Origin of the sequence: Advenella mandrilli (genome assembly GCF_016595155.1) — a bacterium.
Taxonomy (GTDB): Bacteria; Pseudomonadota; Gammaproteobacteria; order Burkholderiales; family Burkholderiaceae_B; genus Advenella; species Advenella mandrilli.
In genome coordinates this window covers 20307-43570 of record NZ_JAENGP010000018.1, presented here as the reverse complement: position 1 = coordinate 43570, position 23264 = coordinate 20307, and the positions used below count along the sequence as shown (strand labels likewise).

General features: G+C 48.2%; 19 protein-coding genes. 16 read left to right on the top strand and 3 right to left on the bottom strand.

Going from position 1 to position 23264, the window contains the following annotated elements; all coding sequences use genetic code 11:
- Nucleotides 1-62: 62 nt before the first annotated feature.
- The gene (locus JHL22_RS14235) at nucleotides 63-740 is read left to right on the top strand and encodes a Spy/CpxP family protein refolding chaperone (RefSeq protein ID WP_200238886.1); all 678 of its coding nucleotides are present in this window, start codon (nucleotides 63-65) and stop codon (nucleotides 738-740) included.
- Nucleotides 741-888: 148 nt separating this feature from the next.
- Nucleotides 889-2199 (top strand): 23S rRNA (uracil(1939)-C(5))-methyltransferase RlmD, encoded by a 1311-nt coding sequence (gene rlmD, locus JHL22_RS14230; protein ID WP_200238883.1) that lies wholly within the window; start codon nucleotides 889-891, stop codon nucleotides 2197-2199.
- A gap of 39 nt (nucleotides 2200-2238) precedes the next feature.
- Here the strand turns inward: rlmD and cfa are convergent, their stop codons facing one another.
- Together cfa and JHL22_RS14220 are read right to left on the bottom strand one after the other, a co-directional pair.
- Entirely contained in the window at nucleotides 2239-3399 is a 1161-nt protein-coding gene (gene cfa, locus JHL22_RS14225) for a cyclopropane fatty acyl phospholipid synthase (RefSeq protein ID WP_200238879.1), read from the bottom strand.
- A gap of 177 nt (nucleotides 3400-3576) precedes the next feature.
- A complete protein-coding gene (locus JHL22_RS14220) occupies nucleotides 3577-4491 on the bottom strand; it encodes a LysR family transcriptional regulator (RefSeq protein ID WP_200238876.1) in 915 nt (304 codons plus the stop codon).
- A gap of 180 nt (nucleotides 4492-4671) precedes the next feature.
- On the opposite strand from JHL22_RS14220, the gene metE reads away from it, so the two are divergent.
- From metE to ppa, 10 genes are all read left to right on the top strand, one after another.
- Nucleotides 4672-6966, top strand: a complete 2295-nt coding sequence (gene metE / locus JHL22_RS14215) for a 5-methyltetrahydropteroyltriglutamate--homocysteine S-methyltransferase (protein ID WP_200238874.1) — start codon at nucleotides 4672-4674, stop codon at nucleotides 6964-6966.
- Nucleotides 6967-7096: 130 nt separating this feature from the next.
- A complete protein-coding gene (locus JHL22_RS14210) occupies nucleotides 7097-7666 on the top strand; it encodes a DUF2889 domain-containing protein (protein WP_200238872.1) in 570 nt (189 codons plus the stop codon).
- Nucleotides 7667-7725: 59 nt separating this feature from the next.
- Nucleotides 7726-8886: an ADP-forming succinate--CoA ligase subunit beta gene (gene sucC, locus JHL22_RS14205; RefSeq protein ID WP_200238870.1), complete on the top strand. Its 1161-nt coding sequence runs from the start codon at nucleotides 7726-7728 to the stop codon at nucleotides 8884-8886.
- Between the two features lie 15 nt (nucleotides 8887-8901).
- Nucleotides 8902-9783, top strand: coding sequence for a succinate--CoA ligase subunit alpha (sucD, locus tag JHL22_RS14200; protein ID WP_200238868.1), 882 nt, complete (start codon nucleotides 8902-8904; stop codon nucleotides 9781-9783).
- Nucleotides 9784-10119: 336 nt separating this feature from the next.
- Nucleotides 10120-10842, top strand: coding sequence for a TerC family protein (locus tag JHL22_RS14195; RefSeq protein ID WP_200238866.1), 723 nt, complete (start codon nucleotides 10120-10122; stop codon nucleotides 10840-10842).
- Between the two features lie 139 nt (nucleotides 10843-10981).
- Entirely contained in the window at nucleotides 10982-11917 is a 936-nt protein-coding gene (hemC, locus tag JHL22_RS14190; protein ID WP_200238864.1) for a hydroxymethylbilane synthase, read from the top strand.
- Nucleotides 11918-11944: 27 nt separating this feature from the next.
- On the top strand, nucleotides 11945-12748 hold the full coding sequence (locus tag JHL22_RS14185; protein ID WP_200238862.1) for a uroporphyrinogen-III synthase: 804 nt from the start codon (nucleotides 11945-11947) through the stop codon (nucleotides 12746-12748).
- A 104-nt stretch (nucleotides 12749-12852) separates the two neighbouring features.
- Nucleotides 12853-14532, top strand: coding sequence for a uroporphyrinogen-III C-methyltransferase (locus JHL22_RS14180; RefSeq protein ID WP_200238859.1), 1680 nt, complete (start codon nucleotides 12853-12855; stop codon nucleotides 14530-14532).
- A gap of 3 nt (nucleotides 14533-14535) precedes the next feature.
- A complete protein-coding gene (locus tag JHL22_RS14175; RefSeq protein WP_200238856.1) occupies nucleotides 14536-15984 on the top strand; it encodes a heme biosynthesis HemY N-terminal domain-containing protein in 1449 nt (482 codons plus the stop codon).
- 33 nt (nucleotides 15985-16017) lie between these two features.
- The gene (gene ppa / locus JHL22_RS14170; RefSeq protein WP_200238854.1) at nucleotides 16018-16554 is read left to right on the top strand and encodes an inorganic diphosphatase; all 537 of its coding nucleotides are present in this window, start codon (nucleotides 16018-16020) and stop codon (nucleotides 16552-16554) included.
- Between the two features lie 318 nt (nucleotides 16555-16872).
- Here the strand turns inward: ppa and JHL22_RS14165 are convergent, their stop codons facing one another.
- Nucleotides 16873-19725, bottom strand: a complete 2853-nt coding sequence (locus JHL22_RS14165) for a valine--tRNA ligase (RefSeq protein ID WP_200238852.1) — start codon at nucleotides 19723-19725, stop codon at nucleotides 16873-16875.
- Nucleotides 19726-19870: 145 nt separating this feature from the next.
- On the opposite strand from JHL22_RS14165, the gene ndk reads away from it, so the two are divergent.
- From ndk to ispG, 4 genes are read left to right on the top strand one after another with little or no spacing between them, the layout of a single operon-like run.
- Nucleotides 19871-20278 (top strand): nucleoside-diphosphate kinase, encoded by a 408-nt coding sequence (gene ndk, locus JHL22_RS14160; protein WP_200238850.1) that lies wholly within the window; start codon nucleotides 19871-19873, stop codon nucleotides 20276-20278.
- 48 nt (nucleotides 20279-20326) lie between these two features.
- Entirely contained in the window at nucleotides 20327-21472 is a 1146-nt protein-coding gene (gene rlmN / locus JHL22_RS14155; protein ID WP_200238848.1) for a dual-specificity RNA methyltransferase RlmN, read from the top strand.
- Nucleotides 21472-21966: a helix-turn-helix domain-containing protein gene (locus JHL22_RS14150; protein ID WP_200238846.1), complete on the top strand. Its 495-nt coding sequence runs from the start codon at nucleotides 21472-21474 to the stop codon at nucleotides 21964-21966. The genes rlmN and JHL22_RS14150 overlap by 1 nt, the downstream gene beginning before the upstream one ends.
- 2 nt (nucleotides 21967-21968) lie before the next feature.
- The gene (ispG, locus tag JHL22_RS14145; protein WP_200238844.1) at nucleotides 21969-23231 is read left to right on the top strand and encodes a flavodoxin-dependent (E)-4-hydroxy-3-methylbut-2-enyl-diphosphate synthase; all 1263 of its coding nucleotides are present in this window, start codon (nucleotides 21969-21971) and stop codon (nucleotides 23229-23231) included.
- Nucleotides 23232-23264: the final 33 nt, after the last annotated feature.

Here is a 23264-nt window from a genome sequence, read left to right as displayed (position 1 = left end):
TTGAAACGGGTTATGTCTCACAATGGCTTCACGTTATCAATTAAACCCAAGGAGCTACTATTATGGCTAAATCAATTTCATCATTCGTTGTTAAATCTCTTACTGCTGCCACCGCAGCATTGGCAATCGGGTCAACCTTTTCAGTCGCTGTCGCACAGCCCCAAGATGCCGGTTCCCGTCAGGGTATGAGCCAGAAAATGGGTGATGGGTATGGTCAATATCACAAAGGTGAGCGTGGCCAATTTAAACATCATGGCAAACAAATGCGTACCCAGGCCGCTATTGTTATTCCTGGTTTTGGTCCTGCCAGCCAACAGCTGGTTGATGATCTCAAGCTGAACGATGAGCAGAAAGCCAAGCTTCAGGCTGCGCTGGAAAATCAAAAACAGGCACGTGGTGAACCTCGCGAGATGTTCAAGAAAACGTTTGATCTTCGCAAGCAACAAGTCGAATCCGGTAAGCTTGATCCTAAAGCAATGCTGGAAGCACAAAAACAATCGCGTGCCGCCATGCAGGAAAAACGTGATGCACACCAGGCACAATGGCTGGCTTTATGGGACAGTTTTACACCTGAGCAGCAGACAACCGTTGGTAAATACTATCAGGATCGTGCCCAAAAAATGCAAGAGCGCAAAGAGCAACGTGCAAAACGCATGGAAGAGCGCAGAGAAAAACGTGAACAACGCATGGACAACAAGGGTAAACAGGCTCCTGTAGAGCAGGCTGAAGCCAAATCCTGATTGGATTTGAGTCGTTTTTTTACCGCGTAATATCCATCCTCTCTTTTATCCCGGTTTTTAACCGGGATTTTTTTATGATTTTCATGACTTTGGCCATTTGCGCCATGCTTGAATTTACAATAGGTGCTTCGTTTGGATTGGAACAGTCATGTCTGAAGTATTGTCTATAGAATCATTGGATCTTGAGGCACGTGGCATCGCACGTCGTGAAGGAAAAACCATTTTTGTCCAGGGGGCGCTTCCCGCAGAAGTGGTTGAGGCCACCATTATTAGAAAAAAGCCTTCTTATGAAATCGCCCGTACGCAGCGGGTGTTGAAAGAATCAAGTTTGCGGGTCAAACCCCGTTGCCCAAACTTTGGCATGTGTGGCGGCTGTGCCATGCAACACCTTGATACGTCTACCCAGGTAGCGGTCAAACAGCGGGCGCTTGAAGATTGTTTCCTGCATATATCTAAAATTAAAATTCCCCAGATACTGGCTCCCATGCACGGGCCAGACTGGGGCTATCGTTACCGGGCCCGTTTATCAGTCCGTTATGTCAGGAAAAAAGGTGCGGTTCTGGTCGGGTTTAATGAGCGCAAAAGTGGCTATGTGGCTGATATGACCGAATGCCATATTTTGCCAAAGCATGTCTCTGATTTGTTGTTGCCATTGCGTCAATTAATCGGAAACTTAAGTCTACGCGAACGGGTGCCACAAATTGAAGTGGCCGTTGGCGATGATACAACCGTATTAACCATGCGTCATTTGGATCCGTTTACGGAAAATGATCTTGTCTTGTTAGATGAGTTTGCCGCCAGGCATCATATTATCTGGTGGGTTCAATCCAAAGGGCCTGAAACCGTCAAACCCTTGCACGAAAAGGATGTGGGCAAGCTGTCTTACAGCCTGCCGCAATTTGGCTTGCGTATGGCCTATAAGCCTACTGATTTCACTCAGGTTAATCATCAGATTAATCAGGCACTTATTGCCAGGGCGCTTAATTTGCTGGGTGCGCAACCCCAGGACAGGGTCGCTGATTTGTTTTGTGGCCTAGGCAATTTTACCTTGCCACTGGCGACTGTTGCCAAAGAAGTGGTAGGCATTGAAGGCAGTAAAACCCTGACTGATCGGGCGCTTGATGCCGCCAAAGATCATGCGCTGGACGATAAAACCAGCTTTTCAACCCTTAACCTGTTTGAGGTGGATGTTCAATGGCTGCGTGATTTGGGCTATTTTGACCGTATGCTGATTGATCCACCACGGGAAGGGGCGCTTGAGGTTGCCAAGTCACTGGCCCAGCTCACGGCAAGTGAAAGACCCAAACGGATTGTGTATGTTTCCTGTAATCCGGCCACACTGGCGCGTGATGCTGGTGTGCTGGTTGAAAATGGTGCTTACAAGCTGATATCAGCAGGTGTGATTAATATGTTCCCGCATACCGCCCATGTAGAATCCATCGCAGTGTTTGAGTCTTAAGTAATAGACGGTACCGGGTTATTATTTGCTTTAAACTGTTTACAGCTTGGGGCGGTGATAACCCCCTTTAACGCCATCTGGAGAGAGCACAATCTGCCATAGCTGGTTTGAGCGTGCCCGGAATGAACCGGCACAAACCAATAAATAATAACGCCACATGCGATAAAAGCGTTCGGAATACTGATCCTTGAATTCATGCCAGTGTTTTTCGAAATTGGCATGCCAGGCCATTAGTGTTTTATCGTAATCAGCCCCAAAGTTGTGGACATCCTCTATCACGAACAGGGATTCGAGGGAGTCTGAAATCTGGCCAAGTACGGGCACTTCACCATTGGGGAAAATGTATTTGTCAATCCAGGGGTCGGGGTGATGATCGCGGATCTGACCGCCGATCGTGTGCAGCAGGAACAGGCCGTCTTCCTTCAGGTTGCGACGAGCCACTTCGAAATAGGTACGATAGTTTTTGCGTCCAACGTGTTCAAACATGCCCAGGCTGACAATGGCATCATATTGCTCATCCAGGTCGCGGTAGTCTTCCAGGCGAAAAGTAATGGGCAGGCCCTGGCACAATTGCTCGCCATATTCGGTTTGCTCTTTTGAAATAGTTACCCCTGTGCAGGTAACGCCGTAGTTTTCTGCGGCATAGCGCATGAAACCACCCCATCCGCAACCAATATCCAGAACGTGCATGCCGGGTTTTAAATTCAGTTTCTGGCAAACCAGATCCAGTTTTGCCAATTGGGCGTCGTTCAGGTTGTCGGTCTTGTCCCAGTAACCGCACGTGTAAGTCATGTAGGGATCCAGCATTTTGGCAAAAAAATCATTGCCAATGTCATAGTGGGTTTCGCCCACTTCCCATGCGCGGGTACGGGTTTGATGGTTAAGAATTTGGGCGCGTAAACTGTACCATAAGGTGCTTAAGTTTTTAATTTTGGCATCCAGTTTGCTATGCAGGATCAGGTTGATCAGTTCATCAATACGCTGGCAATCCCACATGCCTGCCATATAGCTTTCGCCCAAGCCCTTGCTGCCTTGGGCCAGAATCAGGTCGGCCGCTTTGGGATCATGAATCTGGAGATCCCATGGATTGTTCCCGTTTATGGTTATGCCTGCGCTGGCCAATAGTTGATTAAGGTATTCGCATGACTTGTTATTGATTGTTTTTGAATGTGCTGCTTCTGTTAACTCCTGGTGTTTCATGAGCTTTCCTTTAGCGTAGATAAAGAAAACAACGAATTAAAGAGCACAGAGCCTAAAGAGATGAAAGGCACTGTGTAATACTGGAAATGGATACCTTTTACATCGTCAAGATATCTTTCTATTATTTATAATAGGTATAACTTACCATTGTGACCACAAAATTTCAAACTGAATCTATTAGGTTCTAATGCCTGATAGGTTTTTAAAGCATATTTCCCTGGCTAATGTTAAAAAAGCCTGGATATAAGCAGCATTAGTGTCTTCGCTGCGTACGGCGGCATACAATGTTTGCCAAATGCCTGGTGGGTCACCTAAATGGCAAGTCTTAAGCCATTCCTGCCTGACATAATTGCTCAATGTCCAGTTAGGTAGGGCGGCAACGCCCCGGTTACTGTTCACCAGCTGGATAATCATAGGCGTTAATTCTGCGGTTCTGGTGGCAGCGGGCTCTACGTCGGCGGGGTCAAGAAAAGTATGGTAAATATCCAGCCGGTTTTTTTCAACCGGATAAGTAATTAATATCTGGTCGGCCAGGTCTTGTGGCCTGATGTATCGCTTTTTTGAAAGCGGATTGTCTGCAGAGACGGCAACCACCAGTTCATACTTGAAAAGCGGGAGGTAATCAATGTTTTCCGAGCGCACAGGGTCTGAAGTGATGACCAGATCCAGGTCACCCCGCCGCAGGGCAGGAAAAGGGGCAAAAGAAAATGCCGCTGACAAATCCAGTGAAATGTGGGGCCATTGTTGCCTGTATGCATCAAGAGCGGGCATAAGCCACTCAAAGCAGGAATGGCATTCAATGGCCAGATGCAGTCTGCCGGTATTGCCTGCGGCCAGTTTTTGCAATTCCCTTTCAGTAGATTTTACCTTTGGCAAAATATCATCGGCCAGCGCAAGTATACGTAATCCGGCGGTGGTTAATCTGGCCGGCCGGGTTCGTCGGTTCAGGACCGTTGTGCCCAGCCTGTTTTCAAGGTCGCGCAACTGGTGTGACAGGGCGGATTGGGTGACCGAAAGATGGTCAGCCGCCTCTTGGAGATTGCCAAAATTACGAATCGCGGTTAGCGTTTCCAGATGTTTTATTTCAAGCATGTGTCGATTTTTTCAAACAAGACTATTCGTTTATGCAATTAAAAATAAGTAAATAAATCAATTGCTTATGCATTAATATTAAAAACTCTCATGTTATTTTAAGAATTTAGAGATATATTCATGTTAATTGTAAGGCAAAATCCAGATACTTGATAAACATTCATGCTATTTAGGATTTATATGACTATTATTCATAACTTGGGTTTCCCCAGGATTGGTGTCCAAAGGGAATTGAAAAAAGCGCTGGAACAATACTGGCGCGGACAAATCAATGCCCAGGAACTTGAGGCGGTTGGGTTTGGACTAAGAAAAAAACATTGGCAGCAGCAGGCGGATGCCGGTGTATCCTTATTGCCAGTGGGCGATTTTTCCTGGTATGACCAGATTCTGGAGTGGAGCACATTGATTGGTGCCGTTCCTGCCCGTTTTGCACAAGATGCCCAGCAGGAAACCGGGCTGGATACTTTATTCAGAATGGCGCGGGGCAGAGCGCCTACCGGAGAGCCCACCGCAGCATGCGAAATGACCAAGTGGTTTGATACCAACTATCACTATATCGTCCCCGAACTGGAAGCAGGGCAGACGTTCCGTATTGCCCGCAGCTCCCTGTTTGATCAGGTTGATGAGGCCCTTGCCGCAGGACATCAGGTCAAGCCGGTTATTCCGGGTTTGCTAAGCTATTTGTGGTTAAGCAAAGGAGAGGACTTCAACAATGGCGCCAGTGATGAGCGCAAGCTGGCCTTGATTCCCGCTTTGCTGGAGGTTTACGAAAAAGTGCTAACACGCTTGCAAGAGCAGGGTGTTGAATGGGTGCAGATTGATGAGCCTATCCTGACGCTGGAGTTGCCTCAGGCCTGGAAAGATACCTTCAAACCCGTGTATGAGCAACTGGTGCAACAGAAATTGAAGATTCTGTTGGCCACCTATTTTGAGGGTCTGGATGATAATCTGGCCCTGGCCGGCCGCTTGCCGGTTGACGGTTTGCATGTGGATCTGGTTCGTGGCAATGACGATTTGCAAGCCATTGCAGATATTCTTCAGCCAGGGCAGGTTCTGTCGGCGGGGATTGTCAGCGGCCGTGATATCTGGCGTACTGATCTTGATGCCGCAGCAGTCCGTTTACAGCCGCTAAAAGAAAAGTTGGGTGAAAATTTATGGCTGGCGCCGTCTTGCTCTTTATTGCATGTGCCGGTGGATCTGGCTTCTGAAAAAAAGCTTGATGACGAACTGAAATCCTGGCTATCTTTTGCACGCCAGAAACTTGAAGAATTAAACGCTCTGGCCGCGGTTCTGGATAAGCGCCAAACGCCCACCATTGAGGCGTTTTTGGCCAGGCAACATCAGGCGCTTGAAAACAGGAAAACATCCAGGCGAATTCATAACCCGGCGGTGCAGCAGCAACTGGCTCAATCCGTGTCAATCAGCCGTGACCGGACGCCTTTTAATGAGCGCATGAAAAAACAGCGGGCTGCGTTGGGCTTGCCCTTGTTTCCAACCACCACGATCGGTTCTTTTCCGCAAACGGCAGACATCAGGGCATTACGTCGTGATTGGAAGCAGGGTGGGTTGAGCGATGTAAAATATGAGGCAGCCATCAAGGAAGAGATTGCTAAAGTGGTGGCTTTCCAGGAAGAGGTCGGGCTGGATGTCCTGGTTCACGGAGAGCCTGAACGCAATGATATGGTTGAGTATTTTGGTGAGCTTCTGGCCGGCTATGCCTTTACCGAAAATGGCTGGGTACAAAGTTATGGTTCACGCTGTGTAAAACCACCGCTTATTTATGGTGATGTGGCCCGGGTGATGCCAATGACGGTTGAATGGACGGCTTATGCTCAATCCCTAACGAACAAACCCATGAAAGGTATGTTGACTGGTCCTGTCACGTTGCTGCAATGGTCATTTGTGCGTGATGATCAGCCAAGAGAACAAACATGTCGCCAGCTGGCCTTGGTATTACGTGAGGAAATCCTGGATCTTGAAAAGGCGGGTATTCATATTATCCAGATTGATGAGCCCGCGTTTCGCGAAGGGCTGCCATTGCGCAAGTGCAAGTGGCAGGCTTACCTGGCTTGGGCGGTTGATGCGTTTCGGCTGTCTGTTTCTGGTGTTCGGGATGCGACGCAAATCCATACGCATATGTGTTATTCGGAATTTAATGACATTATTGAAGCCATTGCGGCGATGGATGCCGATGTGATCACCATCGAAACCTCCCGTTCCAATATGGAGTTGCTACTTGCCTTTGAGCAGTTTCATTACCCCAATGAAATTGGTCCGGGTGTTTATGATATTCATTCTCCCAATATTCCCGATACGGACTGGATGATTCAATTAATGCAAAAGGCCTCGGAAAAAATAGACAGGGCGCGTTTGTGGGTCAACCCTGATTGTGGCCTGAAGACAAGGGACTGGCCGGAAACCCGTGCGGCACTGGAAAAAATGGTTGAGGCTGCCAAGGTATTAAGGTTGCAATAGATTATTAATTTGGTTTTAATTAGGGTAAACCCTAGAAATAAACGACGAATTTAAGAATCCATGCATGATGATTTACGGGTAAGTTATACTTTCTGCAATCACTCATCAATTGTTCTTGAATTCGTCCATAATGTCGTTTGATTCTTCAGTACGCCGTAAGCCCATTCATACCCGAAAAATAGAAATGAATTCCTTTCTAAGGGAGGATGGGTTGTGGGAATTAGAGGCGTCTTTGCTTGATTATAAGGCTTACGATTTCCCCAAACGCAATGGCAGCATCAAAGTAGCGGGTTCGCCGGTGCATAATATGAAAATCTGTCTGCTGGTTACAGAAGGCGGAGAGGTGAGCGATGTTTGTGCGCGTTATGATGATGCCCCTTACGATCAAATCTGCTCGGCAATCGAGGCGGCTTACAAGGGCCTGGTTGGCTTGCATTTGCTCAGGAATTTTCGCAATGCAGTCAAAGATCGCTTTTCCAGAACATCGGGTTGCACCCATATGTCTGAACTTGTTGTATTATTACCCACGGTTTTTATCCAAAGTTTGTCGGCATCCCGTAACCGGAAAGAAGCAAATTCCGGTAAAAAACCTTTCCAGCTTGAAGGTTGTCATGCCCTGGCTTTAACTTCGCCGGTGGTAAAAGAGTTCTATCCAGACTGGTATGTCAATGAAAAAATTGCAGCAGGCAAGATCAATTGATGATGGCTCCCTGCGCAAGCCGGGCTTTTTATTTTTTCCTACATCTATATAGGTAATACATGAAAATCCATGAGTATCAAGGTAAAGAACTTCTGAAGAAGTTTGGCGTTACCGTACCTCGCGGTATTCCCGCATTCTCTGTTGACGAGGCTGTTAAGGCAGCAGAAACACTGGGCGGACCAGTTTGGGTTGTCAAAGCCCAGATTCATGCCGGTGGCCGTGGTAAGGGCGGTGGCGTCAAACTGGCTCGCTCCATCGATGAAGTACATCAATTGGCTTCTGAAATCCTGGGCATGCAACTGGTTACACACCAGACTGGCCCCGAGGGTCAAAAAGTCAAGCGTCTTCTTATCGAAGAAGGCGCCGACATTAAAAAAGAATACTACGTTGGGATCGTTACCGATCGTGCCACTCAGCGCGTTTGTGTCATGGCATCCAGCGAAGGCGGCATGGATGTAGAAGAAGTTGCCGAAGAAACACCCGAAAAAATCCTGAAAGTATTTGTTGATCCGGCTACAGGCCTGACCGATGAAGATGCGGCAGAACTGGCGCGTGGCATTGGCGTACCCGAGGCATCTGTTACCAAGGCTGCCGTAGAGTTCCAGAAACTGTACAAGGTTTATTGCGATACCGATTCCTCTTTGGCTGAAATCAACCCACTGATCCTGACCGGTTCTGGTGATATCATCGCCCTTGACGCCAAATTCAATTTTGACTCAAATGCCCTGTATCGCTTGCCCGAGATTGTTGCTTACCGCGATCTGGATGAAGAAGATCCTGCCGAAATCGAAGCCAGCAAATTTGATTTGGCCTATATTCAGCTAGACGGCAATATCGGCTGCCTGGTTAACGGTGCCGGTCTGGCCATGGCAACCATGGATACGATCAAGCTGTTTGGCGGCGAACCCGCCAACTTCCTGGACGTAGGTGGTGGTGCTACCGCAGAAAAAGTAACCGAAGCGTTCAAGATCATGCTGAAAAATGAAGGCGTGAAAGCGATTCTGGTTAATATTTTTGGCGGTATCATGCGTTGTGACGTTATCGCCGAAGGTGTGATTGCGGCATGCCGTGCGGTAAACCTGGATGTTCCTTTGGTTGTTCGCATGAAAGGAACCAACGAAGAGCTGGGTAAGCAAATGCTGAAAGATTCAGGTCTTCCCATTATCAGCGCTGACACAATGGCAGAAGCTGCAACCAAAGTTGTTGAAGCAGCCAAGTAAGGAAGGAACTCATCAATGTCTATTCTTATCAATAAAGACACAAAAGTAATTACCCAGGGTATTACAGGTAAAACCGGCCAGTTTCATACACGCATGTGCCGTGAGTACGGTAATGGTAAAGAAGCCTTTGTCGCGGGTGTAAACCCCAAACGTGCCGGCGAAGATTTCGAAGGTATTCCAATCTATGCTTCTGTTAAAGAAGCCAAAGAAGCAACCGGCGCTACTGTTTCCGTTATTTATGTTCCACCCGCAGGTGCCGCCGCCGCCATCTGGGAGGCTGCCGAAGCCGACCTGGATCTGGCTATTTGCATCACCGAGGGTATTCCTGTTCGTGACATGCTTGAACTACGCAACCGCATGCGCGCTGAAAACAAGAAAACTCTGTTGTTGGGCCCTAACTGCCCAGGCTTGACCATTCCTGATGAAATCAAGATTGGTATTATGCCCGGCCACATTCACCGTAAAGGTAAAATCGGTATCGTCAGCCGTTCCGGTACATTAACCTATGAAGCCGTTGCACAGGTTTCAGAATTGGGTATGGGCCAGTCTGCGGCGGTTGGTATTGGTGGTGACCCAATCAATGGCCTCAAACACATCGATATCCTGAAAATGTTTAACGATGACCCTGAAACCGAAGCGGTTATCATGATTGGTGAAATTGGCGGACCCGATGAAGTTAACGCGGCATTGTGGGCCAAAGACAACATGACAAAACCTGTTGTTGGTTTTATCGCTGGCGTTACAGCCCCTCCCGGAAAACGCATGGGTCACGCAGGTGCCTTAATTTCCGGTGGTGCCGATACGGCAGATGCCAAACTTGAAGTCATGGAAGCTTGCGGTATTCGTACAACCCGCAACCCTTCTGAAATGGGCAAATTGCTGAAGTCCATTCTGTAATATGTCTTAGTACAACAAAAAACCGCACAATCAATATTTTTTGATTGGCGGTTTTTTGCTTGACGTAAAGGCCGCTATAGTAAGCGGGTACTTGTCATCTTGGCAAGGGAAAGTCCGGCCTGCAATGCAGACTGGTTTGCCAGGCTTATAAGGTTGGCTTTTGCAATTCAAAATTAACACTACCTTGAACTGAATTATAATTAGCGTGTTTCCACACGAAACGTAGTAAATATATAATTCAATATAGGCAGTATTGGCCGTTAAGGCTGTTTTGAACAGATAATAAAACCATCGCTGTTCATAAACTGTCTTCTTAACAAGAAAATAGGTAAAAAGATGTTTGAGTTTTTTCAACAGCTACAATGGTCGGCTATCGGCCAAATTATTCTGATCGACATTCTCCTGGGTGGAGATAATGCCATTATTATCGCCCTGGCTTGTCGTAACCTGCAAAAGGCACAGCGCATCAAAGGTATTCTTTGGGGTACAGTGGGTGCCATTGGTATGCGTGTGGTACTTATTCTATTCGCCATGGAAATGCTGAAAATACCATTCCTCAGGTTGGTGGGTGGTGCTTTGCTGCTCTGGATTGGTATTAAATTGCTGATTCCCGAAGATGATCATGGTGACGGTATTCAGGCCAGTAGCAGTGTATGGGGGGCGGTTAAAACCATCCTGATTGCAGACTTTGTCATGAGTCTTGATAACGTGATTGCCATTGCCGGCGCAGCAACCAATGCCCCCGCCGATCACCAGACTGCTTATGTGATTTTTGGTTTGCTGGTTAGTGTACCTGTCATTATCTGGGGCAGTACCATCGTTCTTAAAATTATTGACAAATTTCCGCTGGTTATCATGTTTGGTGCCGGGTTGCTGGGCTGGCTGGCAGGGGGAATGTTTATAGGCGATGTATATATTCAAAATACATTCTTTGGCGGGACAGAATCACCTGCTGTAATCAAGTATACTGCCGAGATCGGTTGCGCATTATTGGTCATGATGGTGGGTAAGCTTATCGCCATACGAAAAGCGGATGCCGCATCGGAAAAGGCAGAATAGCCCGTATTTATTTTAAGGATAGTCAGTTAAAAATATGTCACAAAAACCCAAACTTACCCTGTTGCAATTTTTGTTTGTCCTGGCGGTTATCGGTATTGTTATTGCTGTCCTTGCCAATTATTTTAAATAGGAACTTGCAATGTCAGTACAACCCGAGAAATTGATTATCGCTACACGAGCCAGCCGTCTGGCTTTATGGCAGGCCGAATTTGTACAGGCTAAGTTGCAGGCATTGTATCCAGCCTGCCGTGTCGAACTTCTGACCATGACGACCAGGGGCGATCAGATTCTTGATCGTACCCTGTCAAAAGTGGGTGGAAAAGGTCTGTTCGTCAAGGAACTTGAAACCGCCTTGCTCGATGGCCGGGCCGATCTTGCTGTGCACTCTCTTAAAGATGTACCCATGGATCTGGGCTCTCCCTTCCAGCTGGCCGTTGTCATGGACCGGGCAGACCCGCGTGACGCATTTGTATCCAGTAAATACGAAAAGCTGGCCGATTTGCCAGAAGGTGCTGTGGTGGGTACTTCCAGCCTGCGCCGCGAATCCCAGATCAGGGCAAATTTTCCCCATCTGGTGGTAAAACCTTTGCGAGGCAATCTTGATACCCGTCTTGGCAAACTCGACAAGGGTGAGTACGATGCTATTATTCTGGCTGCAGCTGGCTTGCAGCGCCTGGGTTTGCAAGAAAGAATCCGCAGTTGCCTGTCGGTCCAGGACAGCTTGCCTGCAGCTGGGCAGGGGGCGCTGGGGATAGAAATTCTTGAGTCTCGTCCCGATGTACTGGCTGCTTTGCAGCCGTTGTCTTGCCCAGAAACACTGGCTTGTGTAACGGCCGAAAGGGCGGTTTCATCATTTCTGGGCGGTTCTTGTCAGGTGCCTTTGGCTGCTCATGCGGTTATCAACGGCACAACGCTTGATATTAAGGCATTTGTTGCCTTACCTGATGGCACCAAAGTGTTGCGTGCGCAACGCAGTGGCCCAGTAGAGCAGGCTGAGCAACTGGGTCTTGATGTCGCCAAAGAATTGCATCAGGCGGGCGCCGACAAAATTTTGGCAACATTGTTGAATAATTAATCATGTTTTCTTGATTGGCAAGAAAACATGAATAGACACATTATTCTTACCCGTCCGGCAGGAAAAAATTCATCATTACAATCACTGCTTGTCGAGGCGGGTTTTCAGGTTACCGAACTTCCAGCCCTGGAGCGCTTACCCTTGCCTTTAACGGCAGGAGAAGTACCTGATTTTGCCCACTATAGCCTGGTGTTTTTTGTTAGCGGTTATGCTGTCCAGGTTTTTTTTGAAACGCTTGGAAAATATGATTTGCATTGGCCTAAAGGGCTTTATGCGGGGGCCGTTGGAATGGCCACGGCCAATGCCTTACAGAAGCAGGGCATTCCGGCCAGTCAAGTCATCCACCCAGGCCTCGGCAACAATAACCAGGACTCCGAGGCATTTTTTGATGAATTGCTAAAAAAAGACCTTGGGCAATTTTCCCGTGTCCTGGTCGTTCGCGGTCAGGCCGGCCGTCAATGGCTTGCTGAAAAGCTGCAGGCCTTGAATATACCGGTAGATTTTTTACCGGTCTACGAAAGAAAGCCCCGGGCATGGACCGCACCTGAAAGCGAAAAAATGTTATCGTTATTTCAATCAAATAAAGTAATAAGCTGGCTGTTAACCAGCAAGGAAAGTATAGATAGCGTATTCAATGAGCTGAAACGGTATCAGTTACTTGAATACGCTCTGGATCACCATTTTTTAGTTATTCACCCAAGGATTGCAGAGCAGCTTCATGGTCATTTGAAAGCAGCCATGGATCAGTATAATTTGCCTGAAAAGACGCTTGACATTAAGGTATGTCAACCAAACGATGCTTCAATATTTGAGATGTTGACCATATCTTAAGTAAAATGGTCGTCATCTTCCACTACAATGCGATTATGAGAAATAAGCGAACACGCCATACTCTACATTCCAAAAACCATAATCTCAGCAAGGGATCAAAAAACATGGATGAGAAAAAACAGGGAAGTATTCAATCTTCAGATAATAAAGAATTGAATACGCCAGAAGAAAACCAGCACAATAATACGACAGAGAACATGACGCCTGAAACGGCTCCCATTGATGTTGAACAAGCGCAATCGGCGTTTCAGGAAAACACGACCGCTTCAGCGTTAACCTCAGGTCAAAAGTCAGGCATTAATAAAAAAGTGGTTGGCGCTGCAGTGGTTGTTGTGGCAGCAGTGGTGGGGGGGGCTGTTTATATTACACAGCAATCCAAAATAGACGGCATGTGGGCAAATGGCAATTCAACGTCAAGTACACAAACGCAGTCCAATAATTCTGAAGCCCTTTCCGGTGCTTCAATACCTGACGCATCGCAAAGCAGCGCCCAGACAGAGGAAAACCTGGCGCAACCTGAAGACGATGGCAATGTTGGGGTAACGGCAGCTGCGCCATCCACGCAGGCAGAAGCAACCTCACCTGACGCCAGCAGCGCTCAGCCAGTCACCGCAGAAAATGAAGTTGTTGCCGTTGAAGACAGCACTGCACAGCAGGAAAAACCAGCTGATCAAGAAGAAAGTGCATTGATTGAAACAACACCCAGTGCAGACCAAAGTAAGGCCATTGATGCCAACTCAACGGTGAGTGAACATGAACCAGATAGCACAGAGGCCTCAGAAGTGAATGCTTCAGTATCTGGTGTTTCAGGTCAAGAAGCGTCTGCATCTTCTTCTTTGTCAGAGGCTCACACTGACAGCAATATAAGAGACGATGTTAAAGCGCAACTAGACGAGCAAACGGGGCAGATCAGCCAGCTTAAGGCTGAGTTGCAGCAAATTCAGAAACAATACACTGAATTGTTAGAGCAACGGGTAAGCCGGGCCGATGTTGATGTCAGTCTGTTTGTGGTGAATGATGTAGCCCGCCTGGTTCAGTCCGCCGATAACGAACTGGGCATTGCCGGTAACCTGTCCAATGCTGTTCGTGCACTGGAAATGGCGCAGCAAACTATTCGGCGTACAGATAGTCCCATACTTTCTGGGCTTGCGGGTGCCATCGCTTCTGATATCGTCATGCTGAAATCGGCACCGCTCATGAATGAGGACACCTTGTTCAAGGAAGTAGGCAAGTTAATCGACTTGCTTGATAATGCACCGCTGGTTTCACCAGACCGGTTAGATCATCTTTCTACCGTTTTGCCAGAAAACACCAATGCTCAGCCAAACGGGCAAGAGGCTCAGGCAGCTGTCAGCCAAGATGCAAACTGGTATGACAAAGCCTGGGAAGAGGTCAAGTCCTGGCCTTCACAGGCCGTGGGCATGCTGAAATCCGACCTGGGTGGCCTGGTTCGGGTTGAAAAACTGGATGATCCAACGGTTGCCCTGATTTCCACCGGACAAGCCGCAGCGCTTAAAAACAATCTCAAACTTGATTTGCGATTTGCCCAACAGGGTTTGCTGAACGCTCAGCAGGGAATTTGGACCAGCTCTCTAGAGTCAGTACAGGCCGCCTTGCTTAAATATTATAACCAGGATGCACCAGAAACCCGGAATGCGCTGGAATTGACCCGTACCTTGCTGGCAATACCCGTAAGGCCTCAATTGCCACAAATTACACATAGTGTAAAAGCAATCGAGGAAACCCGAAGCCAGATTATCAATCTGGGCAAACCGCAGGAGTAAGTCATGAGGACAGGTTTAAAATTACTTGTGCTACTCGCACTTGCTGTGGGTTTTGCACTTATTATTCAAGATTCAAGCGGTTATCTTATGCTGGTAACCGGAGACGAGCGTCGCACAGTCTCGTTAACGACAGGCGTTTTCCTGCTGCTTATTGCCTTTGTGCTTGTTTATTTGCTCGTCAGGTTTATTGCTACCTTAGGTGCTTCACCCGTTACATTTAAACAATGGCGAACACGTCGCCATATTAACAAAGATGTCGATTTGCTTGAAAAAGGCTGGCTTGAGTTAATAGAAGGCCGTGCAGATTCAGCAGAAAAAGACTTTACGCGTCTGTTCAATCACAGCCATAACCCCTCGCGTCAGGTAATTGCCAGTCTAGCTGCAGCCAAGGCGGCACATCTGTCGGGTCATCATGAGCAACGCGACAAGCTGTTGCAGTTGGCCGAAACGAAGTCCATGAACCTTCCCCGTCTTGCTGAAGCTGCTGCCACGGTCAAGGCCGAATTGTTACTGGAACAGGGAGAATCCAAACAGGCGCAGGCTTTGCTTGAAGCACTTGATACGGCCAATGGAAGTAATCAGGTGCATATCCAGAAATTGCTGTTGCGGGCTTATAAACAAACCGGTAACAATGAAAAACTATTGCCGCTGGCCCGCATTATGCTGAAAAAAGGCCGCGTAGACCGTTTTGAGGCCTTAAGACTTATTGAGCATGCGGCAGCGGGAAGTATCAATAGTGCCGCCCCTGACGAATGGCAATATGTCTGGAAAAGCCTGAATGGTGATGAAAAAACAATGCCATTGGTCGCATTGGCGGCTTCTGTGCGCTTTGATGCCAAAGGTGATCATAAAAATGCCGGCAAGGTGCTGGAAGATGCCTTGGCCATTAGCAAAGATATCCGTTTGCTGAAGGCTTATGTGCAGACCGCGGGTGAGTCGGTTCATGACCGTTTGGCGATGGCACAAACCTGGCTTAAAAATGATGGCAATAACACCGAGTTGCTAACAGCCTTGGGTTATTTGTGCCTGAAGGGGCAGTTGTGGGGGCAGGCTGAACGCTACCTTACGCGTAGCCTGGCTATTAGTGCTGAAGTGGGTGCTTCAGATGCAAGCCAGGAAACGGGGGTGTCGCGCGATGAAGCTCTGGCCCATGCATTATTAGGAACGCTCTATGACCGGCTTGGGCGCGCACAAGATGCCATCAAGCACTGGCGTATTGCTTCAGCGGCCACTTCGGCATTACCTGTTTTAAATAGTGGTAGTATTTTGCCGGCGGCAGATACCACCGAAGATCCCGATGGTCCGCCAGACAGGAAAAAGCTTGATAATCTGGATGATCGTATTATGTCGACAAAAATTTCAGTCGATGCCCATGCGGATGATCAGATAGATGAGTATTTTGATACAGCGCCTATACCGGGTTATGAAGCCGAAAAAGCAGTCAGAAAATAGTTAATATTTCTTTTAATTTTTAAAGGTCTTTTTATGAGTTTAGATCGCGTACCAGCAGGTTCAAATTTGCCAGATGAATTCAACGTGGTTATTGAAATCCCAATGAATTCTGACCCCGTCAAATACGAGGTGGATAAAGACACTGGTGCTGTATTTGTAGACCGCTTCATGATGGCAGCCATGCATTATCCCTGCAACTATGGCTATATTCCACAAACCATTTCCGATGATGGCGATCCGGTTGATGTACTTGTCATGAGCCCTTTTCCCATTCAGGTTGGTGCGGTAATCAAATGCCGTACCATTGGCGTTCTGCAAATGGAAGATGAAGGCGGTGGCGATGCAAAATTGTTGGCACTTCCTGTTGATAAACTGTACCCTGTTTATCGTAATATCAAGTCACCTGAAGATTTGCCCGAAGAAGAGTTGAAGCGCATTCAGCATTTCTTTGAGCACTACAAAGATCTGGAGCCCGGTAAATGGGTCAAGGTTAAAGGCTGGGAAGGTATTGACGCTGCCAAAGCAGAAATTATGGCCAGCGCAGACAGATATGCAAAGGGCGCCAATTAATGATTGGTAATTGCCTGGCCTTTTAACCGGCCGCCTGGCTTTCATTGAAATTGCCCCAAAAACGGGATTTTATTCCACTTTTTCTGGGGCTTTTTTTTGTCTTGAAGCCTGGCAGGATTTGCTTGCCTGTTGCCTGTTGCCTGTTGCCTGTTGCCTGTTTATTTGCTTGCCAGTTTGTAGACCCGGGTTAAAACCGTGGCATGCGGGCGCTTGGTGAATCAGATGTCAATATGCTTGTCATAAAAAAAGCCATCCGTTTTCAGGATGGCTTTTGAAAAAGCTTAGTGGAATGCCAGGCCGGCATCCAGGGCTCTTGTTTTATTTAACCAGACGTTTTTTCTGCTCGTTGATTTTAAGCAGTAGTTCGCTAAAGTTGGCCAGCCTTTCTTTTTCCTGATCAATGACTGCAGCAGGGGCACGGGCAACAAATTTTTCGTTGCTCAATTTACCATTGGCTTTTGCGATTTCGGTTTCCAGACGGTTGGTTTCTTTGTCCAGACGGGCCAGTTCCGCTTCAATGTCAATTTCAACATTAAGCATCAGGTGGGTGTCTTCAAGAATTTGCACCGGTGCACCTAAATCGGGCAGTTCATTAACAATGTCCACCTGGCTTAATTTGCCCAATGCCTGCAAATAAGGCGCGTTGTGGGCAAGTAAAACGGCATTTCCCTGAGCGTACATGGGCACTTTTTGGGCGGGGGACAGGTTCATTTCTCCACGCAGGGCACGTACAGCCTCTACCTGGGCCTTTAATTGATTCAATGAGCTTTCGGCTAACTCATCAATGAGATTGGCATCAGGCAATGGATAGGGCTGGATACTGATGGAGGTGGTTTCATCGGGCTGGCGTTTACCGGCGATTAAGGCTACTTTTTGCCACAATTCTTCGGTAATGAATGGAATGATAGGGTGAGCCAGGCGCAGAATGGTTTCCAATACGTTAATTAATGTCTGGCGGGTGCCGCATTGCTGGGCAGGTGTGCCTTGCTGGATTTGTACCTTGGCCAGTTCAACATACCAGTCGCAGTATTCATCCCATACAAAGTGGTAAATGCTATTGGCAATGTTGTCAAAGCGGAAATTGTTAAAGCCTTTTTCGGCTTCGGCCAGTGTTTTTTGCAACTGCGAAAGAATCCAGCGGTCTGCAAAAGAAAGTTCAACGCCGTCTTTTCCTGAAAGGTCATGGCCTTCCACGTTCATCAGCACAAAGCGCGAGGCATTCCATAGTTTGTTGCAGAAATTGCGGTAGCCACCACAGCGCTTAAGGTCAAAGTTCATGTTGCGGCCAAGCGTGGCGTAGGCCGCCATGGTAAAGCGCAGGGCATCGGCACCGTACGCGTCAATGCCATCCGGGAACTCTTTGCGGGTTTCCTTTTCGATTTTGGATGCCTGTTTGGGGTTCATCAGGCCAGTGGTGCGCTTGGTAACCAGGGGCTCAAGCTCAATGCCATCAATCAGGTCAACGGGGTCAAGTGTGTTGCCTTTGGATTTGCTCATTTTCTGGCCATTGGCATCAAGGATAAGGCCATGCACATAAACGAATTTGAATGGGATCTGGCCAGTCAGGTGCATGCTCATCATGATCATGCGGGCAACCCAGAAGAAAATAATGTCAAATCCGGTCACCAGGACACTGGAGGGCAGGTAGCGCTTGTAGTCGGGGGTTTCTTCGGGCCAGCCCATGGTGGTGAAGGGAACCAGGGCTGAAGAGAACCAGGTGTCCAGCACGTCTTCATCGCGGCGCAAGGGGCCGTTTACACCCGCTGCCCGGGCTTTTTGAAGCGCTTCTTCTTCATTGCGGGCCACAAAAATCTGGTCATCTTCGCTGTACCAGGCCGGGATTTGGTGACCCCACCACAATTGACGGGAAATACACCAGTCCTGGATGTTTTCCAGCCACTGATAATAGGTGTTGCTCCAGTTTTCGGGGTAAAACTTGACTTCGCCCGAGCGCACGACATCCAGGGCCGTGTCGGTAATGCTTTTACCAGGGTTGTAAGTGCCTTCGGGCGCAGGTTTGCTCATGGCCACAAACCATTGGTCGGTCAGCATGGGTTCGATGACTGTTTTGGTGCGGTCGCCACGGGGAACCATTAATGTATGGGGTTTGACGCTTTCCAGCAGGTCAAGGGACTGAAGGTCGGCAACGATTTTTTCTCGGGCATCAAAGCGGTCCATGCCACGGTAAGCTTCAGGAGCATCATCGACAATTTTGGCGTCAAGCGTAAGAATACTGGAAAATGACAGGCCGTGACGTTGTCCGACCGCATAGTCATTGAAGTCGTGGGCGGGGGTTACTTTAACCACGCCGGTACCAAATTCCCGGTCGACATAATCATCGGCAATGATGGGGATTGCACGATTGACCAGCGGCAAGATGACGGTTTGTCCAATCAGGTGCAGGTAGCGTTCGTCTTCAGGATGAACCATAAGCGCCACGTCGCCCAGCATGGTTTCGGGGCGGGTGGTGGCCACGGTTAAATGGGTCAGTTCGCCCGACGGTTTACTGAGCGGGTAGCGAATATGCCACAGGCTGCCTTGTTCTTCACAGCTTTCAACTTCAAGGTCGGAAACCGCTGTACCCAGTACCGGATCCCAGTTGACCAGTCGTTTGCCACGGTAAATAAGGCCTTGTTCATGCAGGCGGACAAAGGTTTCAATAACGCCTTTGGACATTTGTTCGTCCATGGTGAAATACTCGCGCGGCCAATCTGCCGATGCGCCCAGACGGCGTACCTGGCTGGTAATCGTATTGCCTGAAAGCTCTTTCCATTCCCAGACTTTTTCAAGAAATTTTTCACGGCCCAGATCGTGGCGGGAAATATTTTGTGCATCCAGTTGGCGTTCAACCACGATTTGTGTGGCAATACCGGCATGGTCGGTGCCCGGAACAAAAACGGTGTCGTTACCCAGCATGCGGTGGTAACGGATCAGGCCATCCATGATGGTTTGGTTGAAAGCGTGCCCCATATGCAGGGTCCCGGTCACGTTGGGTGGGGGAAACTGAATGGTAAATGGCTGGCCACATTCTTCTGAGCTGGTTGTGGTGTATTGTCCTGCAGCGAAAAGACCTTGTTTGTTCCACTCCTGATACCAGTGGGCTTCCAGTTCTTTGGGTTCGAAGCTTTTGGAGAGTTCTTTGGTATCAATGTTGTTAGATTCTTGGTTCATTATGATTCTGATTCCGACGGTTTGGTTGTTTTGTTCGCGAAAACCCTTATTTTAAGGTGTAGAAGGTACTTTTTGCATGTTAAAATGCCAAGTTGAGTAAAACTTACTTGAAGTTATTGTTTTTATTGAAATTTTGGAGTATTAAATGGCTGTTGAACGCACATTGTCTATCATCAAACCCGATGCAGTTGCAAAAAATGTAATTGGCGAGATCGTTTCCCGCTTTGAAAAGGCTGATCTGAAAGTGGTTGAGGCACGTATGCAACAATTAACCCGTGAAGAAGCCGAAGGCTTTTACGCGGTTCACAAAGAGCGTCCTTTCTTTAATGATCTGGTCGAGTTCATGATTTCCGGACCTGTATTTATTCAGGCCCTGGAAGGCGAAAATGCTATCCAGAAAAACCGTGACCTGATGGGTGCCACCGATCCTAAAAAAGCAGAACCAGGCACCATTCGTGCCGACTTTGCTGAAAGCATCGACGCAAACGCGGTTCATGGCTCTGACGCCCCAGAAACCGCTGCTGTTGAAATTGCCTACTTCTTTGGCAAGTAATCGGTAATTTTAAAATATAGAGTTTTGATATTGAATAAGGCTTATTCCATGACTGACCAAATTAATCTCCTGGGTATCCCAACCGATGCCCTCATTGACCTGGTTGGTCAGTGGGGGAGTAAGCCCTTTCGTGCAAAGCAGCTTCAGCGCTGGGTTCATCAGCGTGGGGTCAGCGAGTTCGGGGAAATGAGCGATCTTGCCAAAGATTTCCGTTCCCGGCTTGCCGGCTCCTGTTGCGTTCAGGCACCACCGGTCATTACGCAAAAAATATCCTCCGACGGCACCCGTAAATGGCTGTTTGATGTGGGTAATAATAACGCTATTGAAACGGTGTTTATCCCTGAAGATGATCGTGGTACCTTATGTATTTCAAGCCAGGCCGGCTGTACCGTTGCCTGCCGGTTTTGTTCCACCGGGCATCAGGGTTTTAACCGCAACTTGACCACGGCAGAAATTATTGGCCAGTTATGGCATGCCCGCCGGGTTATCCAGGAAGACCTGCAGTCAGCCCGCATTGGCAATGCAGAAGCCCCTGAAGAAATTTCACGAGTCATCAGCAATGTTGTCATGATGGGCATGGGAGAACCCTTGCTCAATTATGATCAGGTCGTTCCGGCCCTTCAACTTATGCTTGACGACAATGCTTATGGTTTGTCACGCCGTCGTGTTACGGTTTCCACCTCTGGGGTAGTGCCCATGATAGACCGTCTTTCACAAGACTGTCCTGTGGCGCTGGCGGTTTCGCTTCATGCCCCCAACGATGCCTTGCGTGACCAGCTGGTTCCATTAAATAAAAAATACCCGCTGGCCGAATTGATCGCCTCGTGCAATCGCTATCTGGCATTTGCTCCGCGTGATTTCATCACCTTTGAATATGTCATGCTTGATGGGGTTAATGACAGCGATGAACATGCACGCCAGCTTATTGAAATTACCAGACAGGTTCGTTGTAAACTTAATCTTATTCCTTTCAACCCGTTCCCTGAATCGGGCCTCAAACGCTCCAAATCCGCCAGGGTACGTATATTTGCCAGCCTGCTAATGGATGCCGGAGTGATTACTACCGTGCGTAAAACCAGGGGTGAAGATATTGATGCCGCCTGTGGTCAGTTGGCAGGCGATGTTAAGGATAAAACCAAGATCAGCACTCTCATGCAGGCCAGAAAATCCATTCCCATTATAGAGGTGCAGTAGTGACGCAATTAAGTGCAGACATGAACGAAGTATCCGGTTCTGATTCTCCAGAAGACAAAAACCTGGGGGTATTGTTGAAAGGATTGCGTGAAAAAAAAGGCTGGTCTGTTAGTGATGTTTCCAACCAGATCAAGTTTTCATCCATGCAAATCAACGCCCTTGAGGCGCAAAAATGGTCTGTATTGCCGCAAGGGTTTGTGTTAAAAGGATTGGTTCGTAAATATGCCCGCCTGCTAGGAGAAGATGAGCAGCAAATGCTTGATCTTTTGATCAGGCAAAATGGTGCCAATGTCAATAAACAGGAATTAACAAGCCTGCAATCAACGGCTGATTTCAGTGCCAGTGAGGGTTATGAATCATCGCGTTCGGGTACGGGAACCTGGATTTTCATTATTGTTCTGATCCTGGTTGTTATTGCTGTTTATGGCTATAGCCGTGAGTGGTTTACACTTGAAGATATCGGCTTGGAAAACTTCAGGAATTTATTTAATTAATTATGTCCATTTGCCAAAATCCCTTTCCTGTCGGGCCTGTTGTCCGCCACCAGACCCGTTTGGTTAATGTTACCTGGGGCTCAACCGTTGTGCCTGTTGGTGCCAGTTCGCCTATTGTCGTCCAGTCAATGACCAATACCGATACGGCCGATCATATTGGCACGGCTATCCAGGTTAAAGAATTGGCGTTGGCCGGTTCCGAGCTGGTCCGGATTACAGTCAATACCCCAGAGGCGGCGCAGGCCGTGCCGGCCATTCGTGAACAACTGGATAAAATGGGTGTTTCAGTGCCGTTGGTAGGAGACTTCCATTACAACGGCCATAAATTGTTAACCCAATATCCCGAGTGTGCCCAGGCGCTGTCCAAGTATCGTATCAATCCCGGAAATATGGGTGGCGGTAAAAAACGCGACGATAATTTTGCCCAAATGATCGAGGTTGCCTGCAAGTACGAAAAGCCGGTTCGTATTGGTGTGAACTGGGGTAGCCTGGATCACGAATTAATGGCCCGCATGATGGATGAAAATAATGCCAAGCCCGAGCCATGGGATGCCCAATCCCTCATGCGAGAGGCATTGGTTGTGTCGGCAATCAGCAATGCACAGCGGGCCGAGCAACTGGGCATGCCAGATAATGCCATCATTCTTTCCTGCAAAGTCAGTCATGTCCAGGATCTTATTTCCGTTTACCGGAATCTGGCGGGTCGTTGTAATTATCCCTTGCATCTTGGCCTTACCGAAGCCGGTATGGGCAGCAAAGGTATTGTTGCCTCTACGGCCGCGCTTGCGGTGCTCATGCAGGAAGGCATCGGCGATACCATTCGTATTTCGTTAACCCCCGAACCGGGCGGTGATCGTCGCAAGGAAGTGGTGGTGGCCCAGGAAATATTACAAAGTCTGGGATTGCGGGCTTTTACCCCCATGGTGGTGGCCTGTCCTGGTTGTGGCCGTACCAGCAGTACGGTATTCCAGGAGCTGGCCGATAGTATCCAGTCTTATTTGCGCGATCAAATGCCGCTATGGAAAACCGAATATCCCGGTGTTGAAAGCATGAACGTGGCCGTGATGGGCTGTGTGGTTAATGGTCCCGGTGAAAGCCGTCATGCCGACATTGGTATTAGCCTGCCTGGTACCGGTGAAGTGCCTTCTGCACCGGTTTTTATTGATGGAGAGCGTACAATAACCCTGAAGGGTGATAATATTGCAGCCGAGTTTCATGAAATTGTTCGTAACTATGTAAAGCAGCGTTACGGTACCCGAGCATAAGCGCCCGGTAAAAAATAAATTATCTGAATAAAG